A 17,145-nucleotide genomic window follows, 5' to 3' on the forward strand; every position below is an offset into this window, starting at 1 on the left:
CTCCTGTCGAAAAGGGACGGGCAACGCGATGGCCGGCGCTCGGGGCGCGGCTCCGTGGTTATCGTGCATGCAAGGTGACTCGTATTTGTATTTATCGTTGTAATTGGCAAGCATACGGAATCGTTACCGTCCGGTAACGGCTCAATCGAGACTTCGCGCGGTTAATTCGGGACCATGCCCCACAGCCCATCGATCACCGTTCACTATGCCCAGGGCATTCTCCAGGCTGCGCAGCGCCTGGGTCTGCCGGTGCCGGCCGAACTGCCGGTCGAGGCGCGTATCCCGCTGGCCGTGCAGGACCGCATCTGGGAGGGGCTGTGCGCCGCCTCCGCCGACCCGCTGGTGGGGCTGCGCCTGGGCAGTGCCCTGCAGGTCGGCCACCTGGACATGGTCGGCGCGCTGCTGATGAGCTGCGAGCACTTCGGCGAGGCGCTGGAGGCGTTGCTGGAGTATTACCCGATCATCGCCGAGGGCAGCGAGTTCCAGCTCGAGCGCGATGCCGCCCAGGTGCGCCTGATCTACCGGCCCAGCTACGTGGCACGGCGCGAGGAACGGGTGGAGGCGGCGCTGGCGAGCCTGGTGCACATGACCCGCTGGATCACCGGCGAGCGGGTGACGCCGAGGCGCTTGACCCTGAGCCATCGGCCCCGCGCCGAGTACGCCCGTTATGACCAGGTGCTGGGATGCCCCATCGACTTTGCCGCAGCGGACAACGCCCTGTGCTTCGCCCTGGCGGACCTCGACGTGCCGCTGATCCAGGCCAACGCGCTGATGCGCGAGCACCTGCGGGCGCTGGCCGATGCGCAGTTGCAGCGCCTGGGCGCGCAAAGCCTGGCGGCGCAGGTGCAGCAGTTGCTGCGTCAGCAGCCGAGCTGGGGCAAGGAGCGGGTCGCCGAGCAACTGGCACTCAGCGGCCGTCACCTCAACCGCAAGCTGGCCGACGAGGGCACCAGCTTCAAGCTGCTACGCGAGCAGGTATTGCATGGCATGGCCGAGCAATTGTTGCGCGAATCGCCACGCCTGGCCGAGGTCGCCGAGCGGCTTGGCTTCTCCGACGAGAGCGCTTTCGCCAAGGCGTTCCGCCGCTGGAGCGGGATGACGCCGGGCCAGTTCCGCCAGGGGGCGGATGGCTCTTCGTAGGAGCGGCGCAGAAATACCCAGCCAGAAGCAAAAGCATCGCGGACTTTGTCCGCGATCAACCCCGGCTCGCGCGCTGATTGGCGATCTGCGCCGAACTGCTCTTCGTAGGAGCGAGCTTGCTCGCGAACGGATTCGCCGGATGCAGCGGTGTCAGGCGGTTCGCGAGCAAGCTCGCTCCTGCAGAAGGTGAATCCGGCGGTCAGGATGCGCTCGGCAGCTCCGCGCCCTTCGGCCACAGCAGCCACAGCCGGCCTTCCTGCTTCATGTGCCCGGCCAGCTCGCCGGCGGCATCGCCGGTGCCCCAGAACAGGTCCGCGCGCACCTCGCCGACGATGGCGCCGCCGGTGTCCTGGGCCGCCACCGGGCGCACCACCGGCGCGCCGTCGGGGCGGGTGGTGGAGAGCCACATCAGGCTGCCCAGGGGGATCACCTTGCGGTCGATGGCCACGCTGTAGCCCGGCGTCAGCGGCACGTTCAGCGAGCCGCGTGGGCCTTCGTTGCTGTCCGGGCGCTGGCTGAAGAACACGTAGCTGGGGTTGCTCGCCAGCAGTTCGTCGACCCGCTGCGGATGGGCGCGGGCCCAGTCGCGGATGCGCGTCATGCTGACTTCGTCCTTGCTCAGCTCGCCCTGTTCCACCAGCCAGCGGCCCACCGGCTTGTAGGGGCGGCCGTTCTGCTCGGCATAGCCCAGGCGCAGTTGACGCCCGGAGTCCAGCTGCACGCGGCCCGAGCCCTGGATCTGCAGGAATTGCAGGTCCATCGGGTCGCCCAGCCAGGCCAGAACCTGCGCATCGACGCCATCGCGGCGGATGCCGGCGGCATCGGCGTAGGGCTTGACGGTGTTGCCGTCGAGCTTGCCGCGCAGGCGCTTGCCCTTGAGTTCGGGGTAGACGCTATCCAGCGCCACCACCACCAGGTCGGACGGCACGCCATACACCGGCACGCCGTGCTGTGTGTTGCGCTCCAGGCTGCCGCGATAGACCGGCTCGTAATAGCCGGTGATCAGGCCGGTTTCGCGGCCACTGCCTGCACGCAGCTGGTAGGGTTGCAGGTGCTCCCGCATGAACTGGCGGATCGCCGCCGGCGAGGCGGGGACGCCCAGTGCCTGGGTGCAGGTGGCGGCCCAGATTTGATCTTTCTTCAGGCGCACCGCGCAGGCCGAGCGCCAGGCGTTGAAGCCTTGCACCACGTCGCTGTCGGCGGTTTTCGGCAGGTCCGACCAGTCGGCCTTGGAATAGGTCGGCGCCTTGGCTTCTTCGGGCTTTTTGCCGAACAGGCCGCAGCCCGAAAGCAGGGTGGCGATGCAGAGGGTGGCGAGGAGAGGGCGGGTCCAGTGGCGGGACGAGTCGGTCACGGGCGAGTCCTGGCAGGCAAACGAAAGCCCGCTAGCTTGGGCAGACGCGGGGCGTGCGTCAAACGCATCGGTCGGATTTACACGCCTTGCAACGAATCCGCGGACGGACCGGTAGAATGGCGTTCTGATTCGACAGACGGATGGTTAGAGCGTGGAGGCAAGGCAGGGTTTCGTCCTGACCCGACATTGGCGGGATACGCCCGAAGGCACCGAGGTGGGCTTCTGGCTGGCCACCGACGAGGGGCCCCGGCATGTGTTGTTGCCGCCACAGACCTCGGTGGCCTTCGTGCCGGCCGAGCAGCGTGCCCGCGCCGAGAAGCTGCTGGCCGGCGAGCGCGGCGCGGAGCTGCGCCCGCTGGGCCTGCGCGATTTCCAGCAACGCCCGGTGCTGGGCCTTTATTGCCAGCAGCATCGCCAATTGATGAACCTGGAGATGCGCCTGCGCGAGGCCGGCGTCGAGGTGTTCGAGGCGGACATCCGCCCGCCCGAGCGCTACCTGATGGAGCGCTTCATCACCGCGCCCGTGACCTTCAGCGGCAAGCCGGGAGACGCCGGCAGCGTCATCGAGGCACAGCTGCGCCCGACGCCGGGCTACCGGCCGAAACTGAAACTGGTCTCGCTGGACATCGAAACCAATATCCGTGGCGACCTCTATTCCATCGCCCTGGAAGGCTGCGGCCAGCGTCAGGTTTACATGCTCGGCCCGGCCAACGGCGTCGATGGCGAGCGCGACTTCGAGCTGGAGTATTGCGACAGCCGCGCCGAACTGCTGGAGCGTCTGAACCAGTGGCTGGCCGAGCACGACCCGGACGCCATCATCGGCTGGAACCTGGTGCAGTTCGACCTGCGCGTGCTGCAGGAACACGCCAAGCGCCTGGACGTCCCGTTGCGCCTGGGCCGTGGCGGCGACGAGATGGGCTGGCGCCAGCACGCCTCGAGCAACCACTACTTCGCGGCGGCGGCGGGACGGCTGATCATCGACGGCATTGAGGCGCTGCGCTCGGCGTTCTGGAGCTTCCCTTCGTTCAGCCTGGAAAGCGTCTCGCAGAGCCTGCTGGGCGAAGGCAAGTCGATCGACAACCCCTACGACCGCATGGCCGAGATCGACCGCCGCTTCGCCGAGGACAAGCCGGCGCTGGCGAAATACAACCTCAAGGACTGCGAACTGGTCACGCGGATCTTCGAGAAGACCCGCATCCTCGACTTCCTGCTCGAACGCGCCAGCGTCACCGGCCTGCCGGCGGACCGCAGCGGTGGCTCGGTGGCGGCCTTCACCCACCTGTACCTGCCACCGATGCACCGCCTGGGCTACGTCGCGCCGAACCTCGGCGGCAAGGTGCCGGAGGCCAGCCCCGGCGGCTTCGTCATGGATTCGCGGCCGGGACTCTACGAGTCGGTGCTGGTGCTGGACTACAAGAGCCTGTACCCGTCGATCATCCGCACCTTCCTGATCGACCCGGTGGGGCTGGTGGAAGGCTTGAGCGACCCGTCGGACGCGGTCTCGATCCCCGGCTTCCGTGGTGGACGATTCTCCCGCACGCAACATTGCCTGCCGGCCATCGTCGAGCGTGTATGGCAGGGTCGCGACGCCGCCAAGCGCGAGGGCAATGCGCCGCTGTCCCAGGCGCTGAAGATCATCATGAACGCCTTCTACGGCGTGCTCGGCTCCAGTGGCTGCCGCTTCTTCGACCCGCGCCTGGCGTCGTCCATCACCCTGCGCGGCCACGAGATCATGCGGCGCACCCGCGAGCTGATCGAAGGGCAGGGGCATCGGGTGATCTACGGTGACACCGACTCCACCTTCGTCTGGCTTGGCCGTGCGCACGGCGAGGACGAGGCCGCCGAGATCGGCCGCTCCCTGGTGCGTCACGTCAACCGGTGGTGGGGCGAGCACCTGCGCGAGACGTATGGCCTGGAAAGCGCGCTGGAAATCCAGTTCGAGCGGCACTTCCGGCGCTTCCTCATGCCCACGGTGCGGGGTGCGGAGGAGGGCAGCAAGAAGCGCTACGCCGGCCTGGTGCGGCGCGCCGACGGCAGCGATGAGATGGTCTTCAAGGGCCTGGAAACCGTGCGTACCGATTGGTCGCCGCTGGCCCAGCAGTTCCAGCAGGAGCTGTACCTGCGCATCTTCCAGCGCCAGCCTTACCGCGAGTTCGTCCGCGATTACGTGAGTCGCACCCTGGCCGGCGAGCAGGATGAGCTGCTGATCTTCCGCAAGCGCCTGCGCCGCCGGCTCGGCGACTACGAACGCAACGTCCCGCCCCACGTGCGCGCGGCGCGCATGGCCGATGACTACAACGAGCGCCAGGGACGGCCCCGGCAGTACCAGAACGGCGGCTGGATCAGCTACGTGATGACGGTCAACGGCCCCGAACCGCTGGAGACGCGGCACTCGCCCATCGACTACGACCACTACGTCAGCCGGCAACTGCAGCCGGTGGCCGACGCCATCCTGCCGTTCGTGGAGGATGATTTCAGTGCGTTGATCGATCGGCAGATGGGGTTGTTCTGAGTGGGGCCGGAAGAACTGTCCGCGAGCAAGGGCTGGGGCGTGCGGGTTAGCCTCGCGCTTGTCGTAGGAGCGAGCTTGCTCGCGAATCGCCCAACACCCGCGCCGACCACCTTACGCCAGGCTTGCCGCCGGGTTCGCGAGCAAGCTCGCTCCTACAAAAGGAATATTGGCGAGTTGTGGTGAGGGGGCAGACCGCAGGATGGGTATCGCTTCACTCGACGCCATCCTGCGGTTTACCCGAGGCACGTACGGTGTGCCTTACGCCATCGGCGGCAATCGCCGCTTCACCGGGGTCTTCTTCACGATGGCGGTATTGGTCTCGGCAAAACCGTTCAGGTGGTCCAGCAACTCATCCAACTGCTCCATCGACCTCACGCACATCCGCGCGTAGAAGCAATCCTCGCCGGTGACCTTGTCGCACTCGGTGAACTCGGGGATCGCCATGATCTGCCTCTCCACCTCCTGCAGCCGTCCCGGCAGCGGTCGCACACGGACGATGGCCTGCAACTGGTAGCCGAAGGCGCGCGGGTCGACGTTCACCGTGTAGCCGGTGATGACCTGGCGCTCCTCCAGCTTGCGCAGGCGCTCGGCCACGCTGGGAGCGCTCAGGCCGCTGGCCTGGGCCAGGGCCTTGAGGGAGAGGCGGGAATCTTTCATCAGTGCGGCGATCAGCAACTGGTCGATTTCATCGGTCATGGCGACCTCGAAAGGTAAATGGCGAAAGTTACCTTGATAGTAAAGGTGAACCTTGGTTTTTGCCTCTGTCAGGCGATGGAGCGCGTCGAATCACCCATTCATACTGGTCGCCAACGAAAGGAGGTGAACCATGCATGAGCGGATTCGACGCGGCACCCTGGAAATGGTCAGCGCCATGCTGATCTGCGGCACCATCGGCTGGCTGGTGGTGGTCTCCGGGCAACCGGTGCTGGACGTGGTGTTCTGGCGTTGCTTGTTCGGCGCCGCGACCCTGCTGCCGATCTGCGGCCTGATGGGTTTCCTGCGGCCAGGCATCCTCACCCGCGCCACCTTCGGCCTGGCGTTGCTCAGCGGCGTGGCCATCGTCGGCAACTGGGTGCTGTTGTTCGGTTCCTACTCGCGGGCTTCCATCGCCATCGGCACGGCGGTGTACAACGTGCAGCCATTCCTGCTGGTGCTGCTGGGCGCGCTGTTCCTCGGTGAGCGCCTGAGCGCGCAGAAGATGGCCTGGCTCGGGGTCTCCTTCCTCGGCATGCTGGCCATCGTTAGCGCCCACGGGGCCGACGGACAGGTGGGCAGCGACTACCTCGGCGGCATCGCCCTGGCGCTCGGCGCGGCGGCGCTGTATGCGCTGGCGGCGCTGATCATCAAGCGCCTGGATGGCATTCCGCCGCACCTGATCGCACTGATCCAGGCGCTGACCGGCGTGGCCCTGCTGGCTCCCTGGGCCAATCTCTCGCCGTTGCCGCAGGCGACCTCGGCCTGGGCCAGCCTCGCGACCCTGGGCATCGTGCACACCGGGATCATGTACGTGCTGCTCTACGGCGCGATCCAGAAGCTGCCGACGACCTTGACCGGCGCGCTGTCGTTCATCTATCCGATCGCGGCGATCTTCGTCGACTGGTTCGCCTTCGGGCACCGCCTGACACCGCTGCAATGGCTGGGCGTGGTCGCCATCCTGCTCGCCGCCGCCGGCATGCAGCGCGGCTGGCGCTTCGACCTGCGGCGGCTGGCCTGGCGCTGAAATCCCTGCTTGGCTGACAATGCCGGGGAACCTGCGCCGTCGGGCGCCGTCTCTGTAGGCGGAAAATGGTAGGCGGTCTCGAAACAAGGAACGGACTATGAATGCGGCTGCCCTGACGGCAGATTTCTCCGGCCTGGACAGGCCTCTCCCTCGAATCAAGGTTTTCCGCCTGCTGGGCCTGGCCGCACTGCTGGCGCTGGCCGGTTGCGGCACCCGCCAGGGGGCGCCCGAAGCGACCCCGGAGGAAGTGCGCGCGACGGTGGCGAAGTTGATGCCGGCGAGCGTCGCCGACCGTCCCGGCTGGGCGCGGGACATCCAGGTAGCGTTCAGCGCCCAGCGCATTCCGGCAACCGCCGAGAACCTCTGCTCGGTGCTGGCGGTGACCGAGCAGGAGTCCAACTACAAGGCCGATCCCGCGGTGCCCGGGCTGGGCAAGATCGCCCGTGGCGAGATCGACCGGCGCGCCGGCAAGCTGCATGTGCCGGGCATCCTGATCGACGCCGCGCTGAGCCTGAAGTCGCCGAACGGACGCAGCTACAGCCAGCGCCTGGCGGCGGTGCGCACGGAGAAGGAGCTGAGCGCGATCTTCGATGATTTCATCGGCAGCGTGCCGCTGGGCCAGCAGTTGTTCGGCCGCTTCAACCCGGTGCATACCGGCGGGCCGATGCAGGTCAGCATCGCCTTCGCCCAGGCCCACGCCGAGGACTATCCCTACCCGGTGGACGGCAGCATTCGCCGTGAAGTCTTCAGCCGGCGTGGCGGCATGTATTTCGGCATCGCCCACCTGCTCGGCTACCCGGTGGACTACCCGAAGCCGCTGTACCGTTTCGCCGATTTCAACGCCGGTTGGTACGCCAGCCGCAACGCCGCCTTCCAGCGTGCGGTGAGCGAGGCCAGCGGCATCACCCTGGCGCTGGACGGCGACCTGATCCTCTACGGCAGCTACGACGCCGGCAGCACGGAAAAGGCGGTGCGCACCCTGGCGCCGCGCCTGGCGATGAGCGAGGGGGAGATTCGTCGCGCACTGGAGCAGGGCGACACCCAGGCATTCGCCGAATCCAGGCTGTACGCCAAGGTCTTCGCACTGGGCGAGCGCGCCGCCGGCAAGCCGTTGCCTCGGGCGATCCTGCCAGGCATCACGCTGCACAGCCCGAAGATCACCCGCCAACTGACCACTGCCTGGTTCGCCCAGCGCGTGGATGAGCGCTACAAGCGCTGCCTGGCGCGGGCGCCGAAAAAGCCCTGAGCCGGAATCAGTCGCCCTCGGCGGGCTGGCAGATGCCGTTGGCGCCTTTGGGCCCGGTGTAGGACACGCTGGCGGTGCCGTCGTCGTTGAGGCTGATGGAGACGGTCACGCCTTCGCCCTTGGCCTCGATGTATTTGTCGTTGCTCTGCTTGATCCTGGCTTCCTTGCCGTTGATGTAGACCGGCCCGCCCTCGTCGGTGTGGATCTGGATGTCGTTCGGGCAGTCGTAGTTGAGCATGGGGATGGCGGCGACAGCGGGCTGCACGGCGATCAGCGACAACGTGGCGATCAGTAGCGATTTCATGACGTCTCCCGGACGAATGTGGACATGGCTCAGGGCCATGCGGACAACCTCAGCTTAGTGCAGCCTCCGCCGCGTGCTACAGCGGCAAGGGGCGCAGCCGCGTTGCCGGCTCCGGCTCGGTGCCGCGCAGGACCAGGCGGGTGATGGTCGCCGCCACCGCTTCGAAGTCGCTGGCGTCCGGTTGCGCCTTGCCGGTGATCATCGCGATCTGCCAGTCGAAATCCACGTAGGTACGGGTGGCCGCGGAAATGCTCAGCAGCAGGTGCTGCGGATCCACCGGGGCGAGCAGGCCACGGTCGATCCAGGCGGCGAGGCATTCCAGGCTGCGGAGGGATTCCGCGCGCAGGCGTTGCAGCCACTCCCGTGGCAAGTGCGGGGCGCCGTGGAGCATTTCGCTGGCGAAGACCTTGTAGGCCTGCGGCCACTGGCGGGCGATGTGCAGGCGCGCGCGGATGTGCGCGGGCAGCGCCCAGGCCGGGTCGTCGCACTCGCGCAGCAGGGCGGAGGCTTCCAATACCGCGCCCACCACGTTCTCCAGCAGGCGCAGGTAGAGGTTCTCCTTGCTCTGGAAGTAGTAGTAGACGTTGGACTTGGGCACCTCGGCGCGGCTGGCGATGTCTTGCGTCCTGGCGGCGCTGAAGCCCTTGTCGGCGAACTCTTCGCCGGCGGCGAGAAGGATGCGCTGGCGGTTGCGGTCGCGGATGCTGAGGGTCGGACCTGTGTAGCGGGAACGCTTGTTGGTGGTGGTCGAGGTTGGGTTCATGGATCGGGGCAGCCGGATACGGGGATTCAAAATATACAAAGCTATATAGCGAATGGGTACTTTTTCATAGGTTCGGGCTCTCACCAACGGGCCGTGCCGGGGCACCTTCATCGTTCCGACACGGCACTGTCACAAACCTGGCGTATAAGGGCCGAATCCGCGTCCCGTGCCGAGGTAGTGATGACCGAGAAACGCCGAGTCCTGTTCGTCTGCATCGCCAACGATGCCCGCTCCCCGATGGCCGAAGCGCTGCTGCGGCATACCGATGCCGAGCATTTCGACGCCTGCAGCGCCGGAATCCACCCCAGCGCCATCGACCCGCGCGCCCGCGATGTCCTGGAGCACGCCGGCATATCCACCGAGGGACTGCGCAGCAAGTCCATCGACGAATTTCGCGGCCAGCACTTCGATTACCTGATCGACCTGTGCGACAAGTCCAAAGGCGAAGGCGATGAGTTGCCCGGCTCGAGCGAAGTGATCGTCTGGAGTTTCGCCGACCCGACCACCAGCGAGCAGCACGATCCGTTCCGCCATACCCTGCAGGAGCTGAGCGATCGCCTGAAACTGTTCGAGATGGTGAAGAACCGTCCCTGAGGTTGTCGCCACACAGCAGAAAGCCCGCTGATCGCGGGCTTTCTGCTTGATGGGGCTGGTCCTTCAGCTGGGAGCATTCTCCGGGCGGCGCATGACGGCGCGGTGACGGTTACATGAAGCGATGATGGCGGCGAGCCATTTCTGTATCACTGATCTTCATGAGCATTATCGATCCCGACGAGTGGTCAGCCGGGGAGGGGGCCGATAGAGTCACGCTCAAAGTCCTGTCCGTGACGCCCGATCCATGTGGCGTCTGCGCGACCCGAATTGGAGTGTCCATGAAGAAGTCCCTGTCCGATATCGCTTTCTCCATGCTCGACCTGGTGCCCGTGCGCGACCAGGGCAGCGCCGCCGAGGCGCTGAACAACGCCGTCGAGGTCGCCCGGCACGTCGAGCGCCTGGGCTTTACCCGCTACTGGCTGGCGGAGCACCACAACATGGACGGCATCGCCAGCTCGGCCACCGCCGTGCTGATCGGCCACATCGCCGGCAAGACCGAGCGCATCCGTGTCGGCTCCGGCGGGGTGATGCTGCCCAACCATCCGCCGCTGGTGGTGGCGGAGAACTTCGGCACCCTGGAAACCCTGTATCCCGGCCGCATCGACCTCGGCCTGGGCCGCGCGCCCGGCGCCGACCAGGCGACCATGCGCGCGTTGCGCCGCGATCGCCTGGGCGATGGTGCGGACTTCCCCGAGCAGGTCGCCGAGCTGGAAATGCTCCTCGGCCCGCGCCGTTCGCAGCAGTCGCTGCTGGCGATTCCGGGGGAGGGCACCAACGTACCGATCTGGCTGCTGGGCTCGAGTCTGTTCAGCGCTCACCTGGCGGCGCAGAAGGGCCTGCCCTATGCCTTCGCCTCGCACTTCGCGCCGCGCTACCTGCATGACGCGTTGCGCATCTACCGCGAGAACTTCCAGCCCTCGGCGGTGCTCGACAAGCCCTACGCCATGATCGGCGTGCCGCTGGTGGCCGCGCCGACCGACGAGGAAGCCGAATACCTGGCGACCACCGCGTTCCAGCGCGTGCTGGCGCTGATCCGCGGCGACAGCCTGAAGCAGAAGCCGCCGGTGAAGAGCATGGCCGGCCTGTGGCTGCCCCATGAGCAGGACGCGGTGGGCAACTTCTTCGGCCTGGCGGTGATCGGCGGACCGGCGAAGGTGCGCAGCCGCCTGGAGGTCCTGCTGGAGCAGACCGGGGTGGATGAGATCATCTTCACCAGCGACATCTACGATCATGAACTGCGCTTGCGTTCGCTGGAGATCGTCGCCGGGTTGCGCTGAGGGCTTGGGTAGGGCGTACAGCCGTCCGCGGTTGAGTTCGAAGCGCCTGATCGGCCTTTTGTAGGAGCGAGCTTGCTCGCGAATGACTCCGCAGCGGGGCTCGTTCGCGAGCAAGCTCGCTCCTACAGGCAAACCGACCTTCGGCGTAATGAATGGGCACCCGCAGGAGCGGACTCCGTCCGCGATTGACCTGGCCGGCCTGCGGCCGGGCTCCTACGGGGTCGTCAGGCCTGCCCGTCTTCCTTCTTCTTCAGCAGGTCGGCCAACCCGGCCAGGCCCTTGTGGGTGACCTTCGGGCCCTTGGCGCCGGCGTCGTTGCCGTTCTGGTAGTGCAGGTCCACCTGCCGCTGGTGTTCGTTGTCGTGGCAGTAGAGGCACAGCAGCTCCCAGTTGGAGCCGTCTTCCGGGTTGTTGTCGTGGTTGTGGTCGCGGTGGTGGACGGTCAGTTCGCTCAGGCGCTTGCCGCTGAATTCGCGACCGCAGCGGCCGCAGATCCAGGGGTACATCTTCAGGGCCTTTTCGCGGTAGCTGCTTTCGCGGCGGCGTTGGGCTTCGGCGAGGACGGCGTCGACTTTGCTGGTAGGCTGGTTCATGGCTCGTAGACAGAGTGCGGGATCGGACCTCCAGCATAAGTCCGGGCCCGCGCGCTGACTACGGCCTGGGTGTATCCGGGCGCGACCAGATCCACAGATTGCCAACCGCCATGCCGAGGATCACCGCATACAGCCAGAGGCCGTGGGGCAGGGTGATCAGCATGATCGCCAGCGCCAGGAGCATCGCCAGGCTGGCGCTGACCTTGGCGCGGCGGGCGACGGCCCGGCCGTTGCGCCAGTTGTGCAGGATGGGGCCGAACAGCCGGTGGTTCTCCAGCCAGGCGGACAGGCGCGGCGAGCTCCTGGACGCGGCCCAGGCAGCGAGCAGGACGAACTCGGTGGTCGGCAGGCCGGGCACCACCAAGCCCACCATGCCCACGCCGAGGCTGGTGTACGCGAGCAATGCAAACGCCAGCCGGACCAGTCGCGAGCGCGCGGGGCCGAAGGGGTTGGCGCGCGCCGCGTCGGCAGGCGCGCGCTCGGTGGCGTCAGGCGGTGGCGGGAGCACTGTCGTAGCTGTGCTGCAGCAGGTGGGCGAAACGTTCGAAGGCGGCGATGGCGCCGGCCTCGGCTTCGCGTTCCTCGGCCTCGCTGAGTTCCAGCTCATCGAGGGCGCGGGTGAAGCGCTTCCAGCCTTCGGCGCGGCCGCCTTCGGGCTCGCCCAGGTGGCGGGCGCCGGTGTTCTCGTCCAGGCCCAGCGCGGCGACACGCTTGATCAGGAAGGCGGCGCCGAGCTTGGAGCCTTCGGAGACGAACAACCAGCCCAGGGCGTGGGCGCGACTTGGCTTGTCGATGGCGCCGGCCACCGGCGAGGGGACTTCGGTGCCCAGGTCGGCCAGGTCCAGGCGCGCCTGTTCGGCGCGGCAGCGCTGCGCCAGGTCGGGAAAGATCCTGCCGAGTTCGGCGTCCTGGTAGAGCGCCTGGAGCTCGGACTGGAACAGGTACTGGGCGACCACGAAGCGGGCGAAGCGCTCGCGGCTGGAGAACGGCTCGCGGGCTTTCACGGCGTGGTCGAGGCGCTCGTGCGGGGCATGGGTCAGCGCGTTCAGGCGCTGCGAGCGCAGGGTGGGGAGTTCCACGGTTTTCATGTCCAATTCCTTGAAATTTCTGGGCTTTATTGACGAGACGAACGAGTTCGGGGAAAGCGTAAAGATTGTCGGGTGTTCAATGGGTGATGTCGGAGTGAAGCGGGTTCGCGAGCAAGCTCGCTCCTACAAAAGAACGGTCTCCTTGTAGGAGCGAGCTTGCTCGCGAACAGAGCCGGCAGAGGATTCACAAGGTGTCCCGTGGCAGCCCTACGCTCAGCGAGGGCGCTTGCGCATCAGATATCCCACACCAGGTTGATTGCGAAGTTGCGGCCCGGCTGGGTCAGCCGGTCGAGGTTGGCCGGGGCCAGCACCGAGGCTTCGCCGACGCCGTCGTAGCCGCGCACGTCATCCCACAGCCAGTACTTCTTGTCGGTGAGGTTGTACAGGCCGGCGTTGAGGGTCAGGTCGTCGGTCAGCTTGTAGTAGCCGGTCAGGTCGAGGATGCCGAAGCCCGGGGTCTTGAATTGGCTGCTGGTGCCATCCGGGGCATTGAACTGGCTGTCGTCCACGCGGGTCTTGCGCTTGACCAGGGTCCAGTCGAGCAGGGCGCCGTAGCGGCCGGCCTGTTCGTCGTAGCCCAGGCCGAACACGCCGGTGAGCGGGTTGACGCTGTTGATCGGCTCGCCGGTGTCCTTGTTGCGGCCGTAGGCATAGGCCACCGCGCCCTTGGCGTAGAGGCCCTGCGGCGCGCCGAAGGCGCCCAGCTCCAGGCGACCCTTCAGTTCCACGCCCTTGATGATGGCGTGCTTGATGTTGTTGCTGGTGAAGGTCGGCTCGCTGTAACCGGGGGTGATGGCGTCCTCGTTGATGAAGTCGCGGTACTTGTTGTAGAAGACCGCCACGTCGAACGAGCCTTCCTCGAAGTTGCCGCGCAGGCCGGTCTCGTAGCTCTGGCTGCGTTCCGGGTCCAGGTCGGGGTTGGGCTCGACGCGGTAGCCGGCGCCGGGGTTGTCGAAGCGGCCATACAGTGCTTTCGCGGTCGGGGTGCGGAAGCCCTGGGCGTACTGGCCGTACCACAGGTAGTTGTCGTTGAAGGCATAGGTGACGCCGAGCTTGGGCGAGAGTTGGTGCCAGGTCTTGTCTTCTCTGCTGACCTCGCCTTCGCCGCTCTGGTCCACGGTGTTGAGAAATTCCTCGGTGACGTGTGGCTTCAGGCGGGTGTAGTCGTAGCGCAGGCCGGGCAGGAAGGTCCAGGCGTTCCAGCGGATCTCGTCCTGGGCGAACAGGCCGTAGGTGTCGAGGGTCGGGTCGGGGAAGTCGCTGCTGCGCGCCAGGCTGTCGCTGGCGACGGAGCTGGGCGCGCCGACGGCGCTGCAACCCCGGCCGAGCGCCAGGCAGGTGGCGGCGCCTTCGCGGTAGCCGGTGACCTTCTGCCGCTTGAGGGTGCTGCCGTAGGTCAGCAGGTGGTCGGTCTCGCCGAGGACGAAGGCCTTGTCCAGCTGCAGGTCGAGCACCCACTGGCGGTCCTTGTACAGCGTGTCGCGGGTGCGCAGCACCTGGCGGGTCATCGGGTAGTAGAACTCGTCGGTGCTCTGGTGGGTCTTGGCGACCTGGTAGTTGAAGGTCCACCTGGCGTGGTCGGCCACCGTGCTGTCGAGCAGCAACTGGTGCTCCAGGCCGAAGCGTTCGCGGGTGATGGTGTCGTTGCCGGTGCGCCACTGGTACATGCCGCCGGGCAGCACGCTGTCGGGGATGGTCGGCGCGCCGTTGTAGTACGGGCCGCCGTAGGCGCTCTTCTGGTCGGTGTCGACGTCGTCCTTGTACTTCTCGTAGACCAGGCCGAAGCGGCTGCCTTCGGCGTAGTTCCAGCCCAGTTTCGCCAGCACGTTGGTGGTGCGCACGTCTTCGGGGTTGGCTTCGGTGCGCGACAGGCCGGTGCCGCCGTGGCTGCCGTAGGATTCGGTCTCGTGCCCGTTGCGCTGGCTCAGGTGCAGCAGGCCGTCGAAGTCGTCGTGGCGGCCGGCGACGGTGGCGGAGGTCAGCCAGCTGTCGTCGGCGGAGCTGTAGCCGGTCTTCAGGCGCGCGCCGACGTCCTGGCCGTCCTTGATGATGTCGTCCGGGTCGAGGGTGAAGTAGCTCACCGCGCCGCCGATGGCGTTGCTGCCGTAGAGGGCCGAGGCCGGGCCGCGCAGCACTTCCACGCGCTTGACGATTTCCGGGTCGACATAGTTGCGCTCGGTCTGCGCGTAGGGGCCGTTGAAGAAGCTGCTGGGGATCTCGACGCCGTCGATCTGCGTCAGCACGCGGTCGCCGTCGATGCCACGGATGTTGTAGCCGGTGATGCCGGCACGGTTGCCGGTGCCGCCGACGGAGACGCCGGGCATGTCGCGCACCAGCTCCTTGATGGTGTTGACGTTCTTGCGGTCCAGCTCGCTGCGCTCGACCACGTTCACCGTGCTCGGCACCAGGGTGGCGCTCTGCGCCTGGCGGGTGGCGGTGATGGTCAGCGGCTGCATTTCCGCCACGCTCGACAGGCTGCGTTCCAGTACCACGTTGCGCGGGCCGAGGGTGCGGGCGTTCAGGCCGGTGCCGGCGAGCAGGCCCTTCAGCGCCTGGTCTGCCGGCAGGCGACCGTTGATGCCGGGCGACTCGATGCCCTCGGCCAGCTCACCGGCGACGCCGACCTGCCAGCCGGTCACCGCGCTGAAGGCGTTCAGCGCCTGGGCCAGCGGTTGGCGGGGGATGTCGAAGCGGTAGCCGGCCTGGGCCTGGCTGCCCGCCGCCTCCGCCGCGAGGGCGGCGGTTGCCGGCAGGCTGGCCAGTCCGATGGACAGGGCCAGCAGCGAGATGCCGGCCGGTGCGGACAGGCGGCGCAAGGGGGCACGCGAAGAAGCAAAGGTCATCGAAGGGCTCTCTTAGTCAGTCATTGTTCGCATTCGTAAATGCGAATCTATTGCATTGGCTTCTGACTAAACGAACGAGCCGGCGCGATCGCGTAAAAATACTTTCTGTTCGGGAGGGGGATCAGTTGAAGACCAGCAGTTTCGGGTACTCGTGCAATTGCGCGGAGGTGATCCGTGCCAGCGAGCGAGCCACGCCCAGCGGGTCGTCGAGGCGCCAGTTGCCGGTGACGCTGAGGTTGTCCAGGCGCTCGTTGGTGGTGACGATCCAGCCGGGGTAATAACGGCGCAGCTCGGCGATTACCTGGCTGAGCGGGCAATTCTCGAAGACCATGCGTCCCTTCACCCAGGCCAACTGCGATTCGGCCTCGGTGCCGTGCCGGCGCTCGCCGAAGCCCTGCGGGCCGACGCGGATGCTGTCGCCGGCGCCTAAGCTGACGCGGGCGTCGTCCAGCGGCGTGCGCAGGTCCACTTCGCCGCGCTGCACGCTGACTTCCGCCTCGTTGCCCAGGTAGCGCACGGCGAAGGCCGTGCCGCGTACCGTCACCTGTACCGGGCCGGCCTGCACTTCGAAGAGCCGGCTGCGGTCGTGGGCGACGTCGAAGTACGCCTCGCCGCGATACAGGTGGGCAATGCGCTGCTGTCCGTCGATGCGGCTGGAGAAGGCGGTGTCGGTATTGAGCAGGACCCGCGAGCCGTCCGCCAGGTTGAGGTTCTGCCGTTCGCCCACGGCGGTCAGGTGGTCGGCGCGCAGGCGTAGCGGCAGGTCGCTCTGGAGTGCGACTCCCACCGCCAGGACCAGCGCCGCGGCGACGGCCAGCGGTTTCCACCCTCGCCGACGGCGAGGCGCCGCCGCGAGCCGTTGTTCCAGGCGCGCTGCCGCCGTGCTCAGCAGCGGCGATTGCCAGGCATCGCGCACCCGCTGGTAGGCCCGCGCGTTGCCTTCGCTGGCGGCGAGCCAGGCGTCGAAGCGCTCGCGCGTGCGGGCGTCCATGTCCTCCTCGAGTATCAGCCAGTCGAGGGCTTCGGCCATCTGCTGGTCGTTGGGCTGCGTGGCGTGGGGCACGGGGCGTTCCTCGGGGCGGTTCCGGGGTTGGAGGCCGCGTATTCTTGTCGAATCGGCAAGCGAACGGTAGTCCGTCATACCGTCTGCTCCAGGCGACTGACCAGGCCGACGCAGATCGCCATGATCAACTTCAGCTCCTTTTGCACCGTGCTGGGGGACACGCCGAGCTGTTCGGCGATCTCCGCGTAGCCGCAGCCATGCAGGCGGCTGAGGATGAAGATGCGCTGCTGGCGCTGGCTGAGTTGGCCGAGGGTGGCGCCCAGGCGCTCCAGCAGTTTTTCCGCGTGCAGTTGGTCCTCGGCGCTGGAACCCGGCGCCGGTACGGCCTGCACGACGTCGACAGGCACGTCGTCGAGCAGCGTTCGCGATTGCATGCGCAGGTGGCGCAGGTGGTCCAGGGCGAGGTTGCGGCCGGTCTGGAAGAGGAAGGGTTCCAGGTGGTCGATGCGGCGTTCGAGCAGGGTACGGGCGACGCGCAGATAGGTTTCCTGTACCAGGTCTTCGGCGATGCTCGGGTTCTTCACCATCCGTACGAGCGTGCGCAGCAAGGGCAGGCGCTGGGCCAGGAAGACCGCGTCGAGGTTGGAAGTGCTCACAAAAGTGTCCAACAAGAATAATTATCAAATGATAATTGATGTTATTAAGCTG

16 protein-coding genes are annotated in these 17,145 nt (G+C 66.9%); 6 read left to right on the forward strand and 10 right to left on the reverse strand.

Annotation, left to right across the window (positions count from 1 at the left end; translation table 11 throughout):
• Positions 1-174: 174 nt before the first annotated feature.
• Complete coding sequence (locus H681_RS11185) at positions 175-1,140, forward strand: AraC family transcriptional regulator (RefSeq protein ID WP_015476966.1); 966 nt, start codon at positions 175-177, stop codon at positions 1,138-1,140.
• A gap of 199 nt (positions 1,141-1,339) precedes the next feature.
• On the opposite strand, the gene mltA is transcribed toward H681_RS11185, so the two are convergent.
• Positions 1,340-2,494 carry a murein transglycosylase A gene (gene mltA / locus H681_RS11190; protein ID WP_015476967.1) on the reverse strand — a complete coding sequence of 385 codons (1,155 nt, stop codon included), beginning with the start codon at positions 2,492-2,494 and terminating at the stop codon, positions 1,340-1,342.
• A gap of 151 nt (positions 2,495-2,645) precedes the next feature.
• On the opposite strand from mltA, the gene H681_RS11195 reads away from it, so the two are divergent.
• Entirely contained in the window at positions 2,646-5,006 is a 2,361-nt protein-coding gene (locus H681_RS11195) for a DNA polymerase II (RefSeq protein ID WP_015476968.1), read from the forward strand.
• Positions 5,007-5,264: 258 nt separating this feature from the next.
• On the opposite strand, the gene H681_RS11200 is transcribed toward H681_RS11195, so the two are convergent.
• Positions 5,265-5,702 carry an Lrp/AsnC family transcriptional regulator gene (locus tag H681_RS11200; RefSeq protein ID WP_015476969.1) on the reverse strand — a complete coding sequence of 146 codons (438 nt, stop codon included), beginning with the start codon at positions 5,700-5,702 and terminating at the stop codon, positions 5,265-5,267.
• A gap of 130 nt (positions 5,703-5,832) precedes the next feature.
• Between H681_RS11200 and H681_RS11205 the strand changes: the two genes are divergently transcribed.
• Complete coding sequence (locus H681_RS11205; protein ID WP_015476970.1) at positions 5,833-6,726, forward strand: DMT family transporter; 894 nt, start codon at positions 5,833-5,835, stop codon at positions 6,724-6,726.
• Positions 6,727-6,823: 97 nt separating this feature from the next.
• Entirely contained in the window at positions 6,824-7,972 is a 1,149-nt protein-coding gene (locus tag H681_RS11210; RefSeq protein WP_015476971.1) for a DUF1615 domain-containing protein, read from the forward strand.
• Positions 7,973-7,979: 7 nt separating this feature from the next.
• Here H681_RS11210 and H681_RS11215 read toward each other — a convergent pair whose 3' ends face one another.
• Both H681_RS11215 and H681_RS11220 read right to left on the reverse strand, forming a co-directional pair.
• Entirely contained in the window at positions 7,980-8,276 is a 297-nt protein-coding gene (locus H681_RS11215) for a hypothetical protein (RefSeq protein WP_015476972.1), read from the reverse strand.
• Positions 8,277-8,352: 76 nt separating this feature from the next.
• Positions 8,353-9,039: a TetR/AcrR family transcriptional regulator gene (locus H681_RS11220; protein ID WP_015476973.1), complete on the reverse strand. Its 687-nt coding sequence runs from the start codon at positions 9,037-9,039 to the stop codon at positions 8,353-8,355.
• A gap of 180 nt (positions 9,040-9,219) precedes the next feature.
• Between H681_RS11220 and H681_RS11225 the strand changes: the two genes are divergently transcribed.
• Positions 9,220-9,633 carry an arsenate reductase ArsC gene (locus tag H681_RS11225; protein ID WP_015476974.1) on the forward strand — a complete coding sequence of 138 codons (414 nt, stop codon included), beginning with the start codon at positions 9,220-9,222 and terminating at the stop codon, positions 9,631-9,633.
• Between the two features lie 278 nt (positions 9,634-9,911).
• A complete protein-coding gene (locus tag H681_RS11230) occupies positions 9,912-10,910 on the forward strand; it encodes an LLM class flavin-dependent oxidoreductase (RefSeq protein ID WP_015476975.1) in 999 nt (332 codons plus the stop codon).
• 224 nt (positions 10,911-11,134) lie between these two features.
• On the opposite strand, the gene H681_RS11235 is transcribed toward H681_RS11230, so the two are convergent.
• From H681_RS11235 to H681_RS11260, 6 genes are all read right to left on the reverse strand, one after another.
• A complete protein-coding gene (locus H681_RS11235) occupies positions 11,135-11,503 on the reverse strand; it encodes a YajD family HNH nuclease (protein WP_015476976.1) in 369 nt (122 codons plus the stop codon).
• Positions 11,504-11,561: 58 nt separating this feature from the next.
• On the reverse strand, positions 11,562-12,011 hold the full coding sequence (locus H681_RS11240) for a YbaN family protein (RefSeq protein WP_015476977.1): 450 nt from the start codon (positions 12,009-12,011) through the stop codon (positions 11,562-11,564).
• Positions 11,992-12,591 (reverse strand): biliverdin-producing heme oxygenase, encoded by a 600-nt coding sequence (locus H681_RS11245; protein ID WP_015476978.1) that lies wholly within the window; start codon positions 12,589-12,591, stop codon positions 11,992-11,994. Before H681_RS11245 ends, H681_RS11240 begins: the two co-directional genes overlap by 20 nt.
• 233 nt (positions 12,592-12,824) lie before the next feature.
• A complete protein-coding gene (locus H681_RS11250; RefSeq protein WP_015476979.1) occupies positions 12,825-15,434 on the reverse strand; it encodes a TonB-dependent receptor in 2,610 nt (869 codons plus the stop codon).
• Between the two features lie 121 nt (positions 15,435-15,555).
• Positions 15,556-16,575 carry a FecR family protein gene (locus tag H681_RS11255; RefSeq protein WP_442961254.1) on the reverse strand — a complete coding sequence of 340 codons (1,020 nt, stop codon included), beginning with the start codon at positions 16,573-16,575 and terminating at the stop codon, positions 15,556-15,558.
• Positions 16,572-17,093, reverse strand: a complete 522-nt coding sequence (locus H681_RS11260) for an RNA polymerase sigma factor (RefSeq protein WP_015476981.1) — start codon at positions 17,091-17,093, stop codon at positions 16,572-16,574. Before H681_RS11260 ends, H681_RS11255 begins: the two co-directional genes overlap by 4 nt.
• Between the last annotated feature and the right edge of the window lie 52 nt (positions 17,094-17,145).

It is taken from the genome of Pseudomonas sp. ATCC 13867 (genome assembly GCF_000349845.1).
In the GTDB taxonomy this organism is placed as follows: domain Bacteria; phylum Pseudomonadota; class Gammaproteobacteria; order Pseudomonadales; family Pseudomonadaceae; genus Pseudomonas.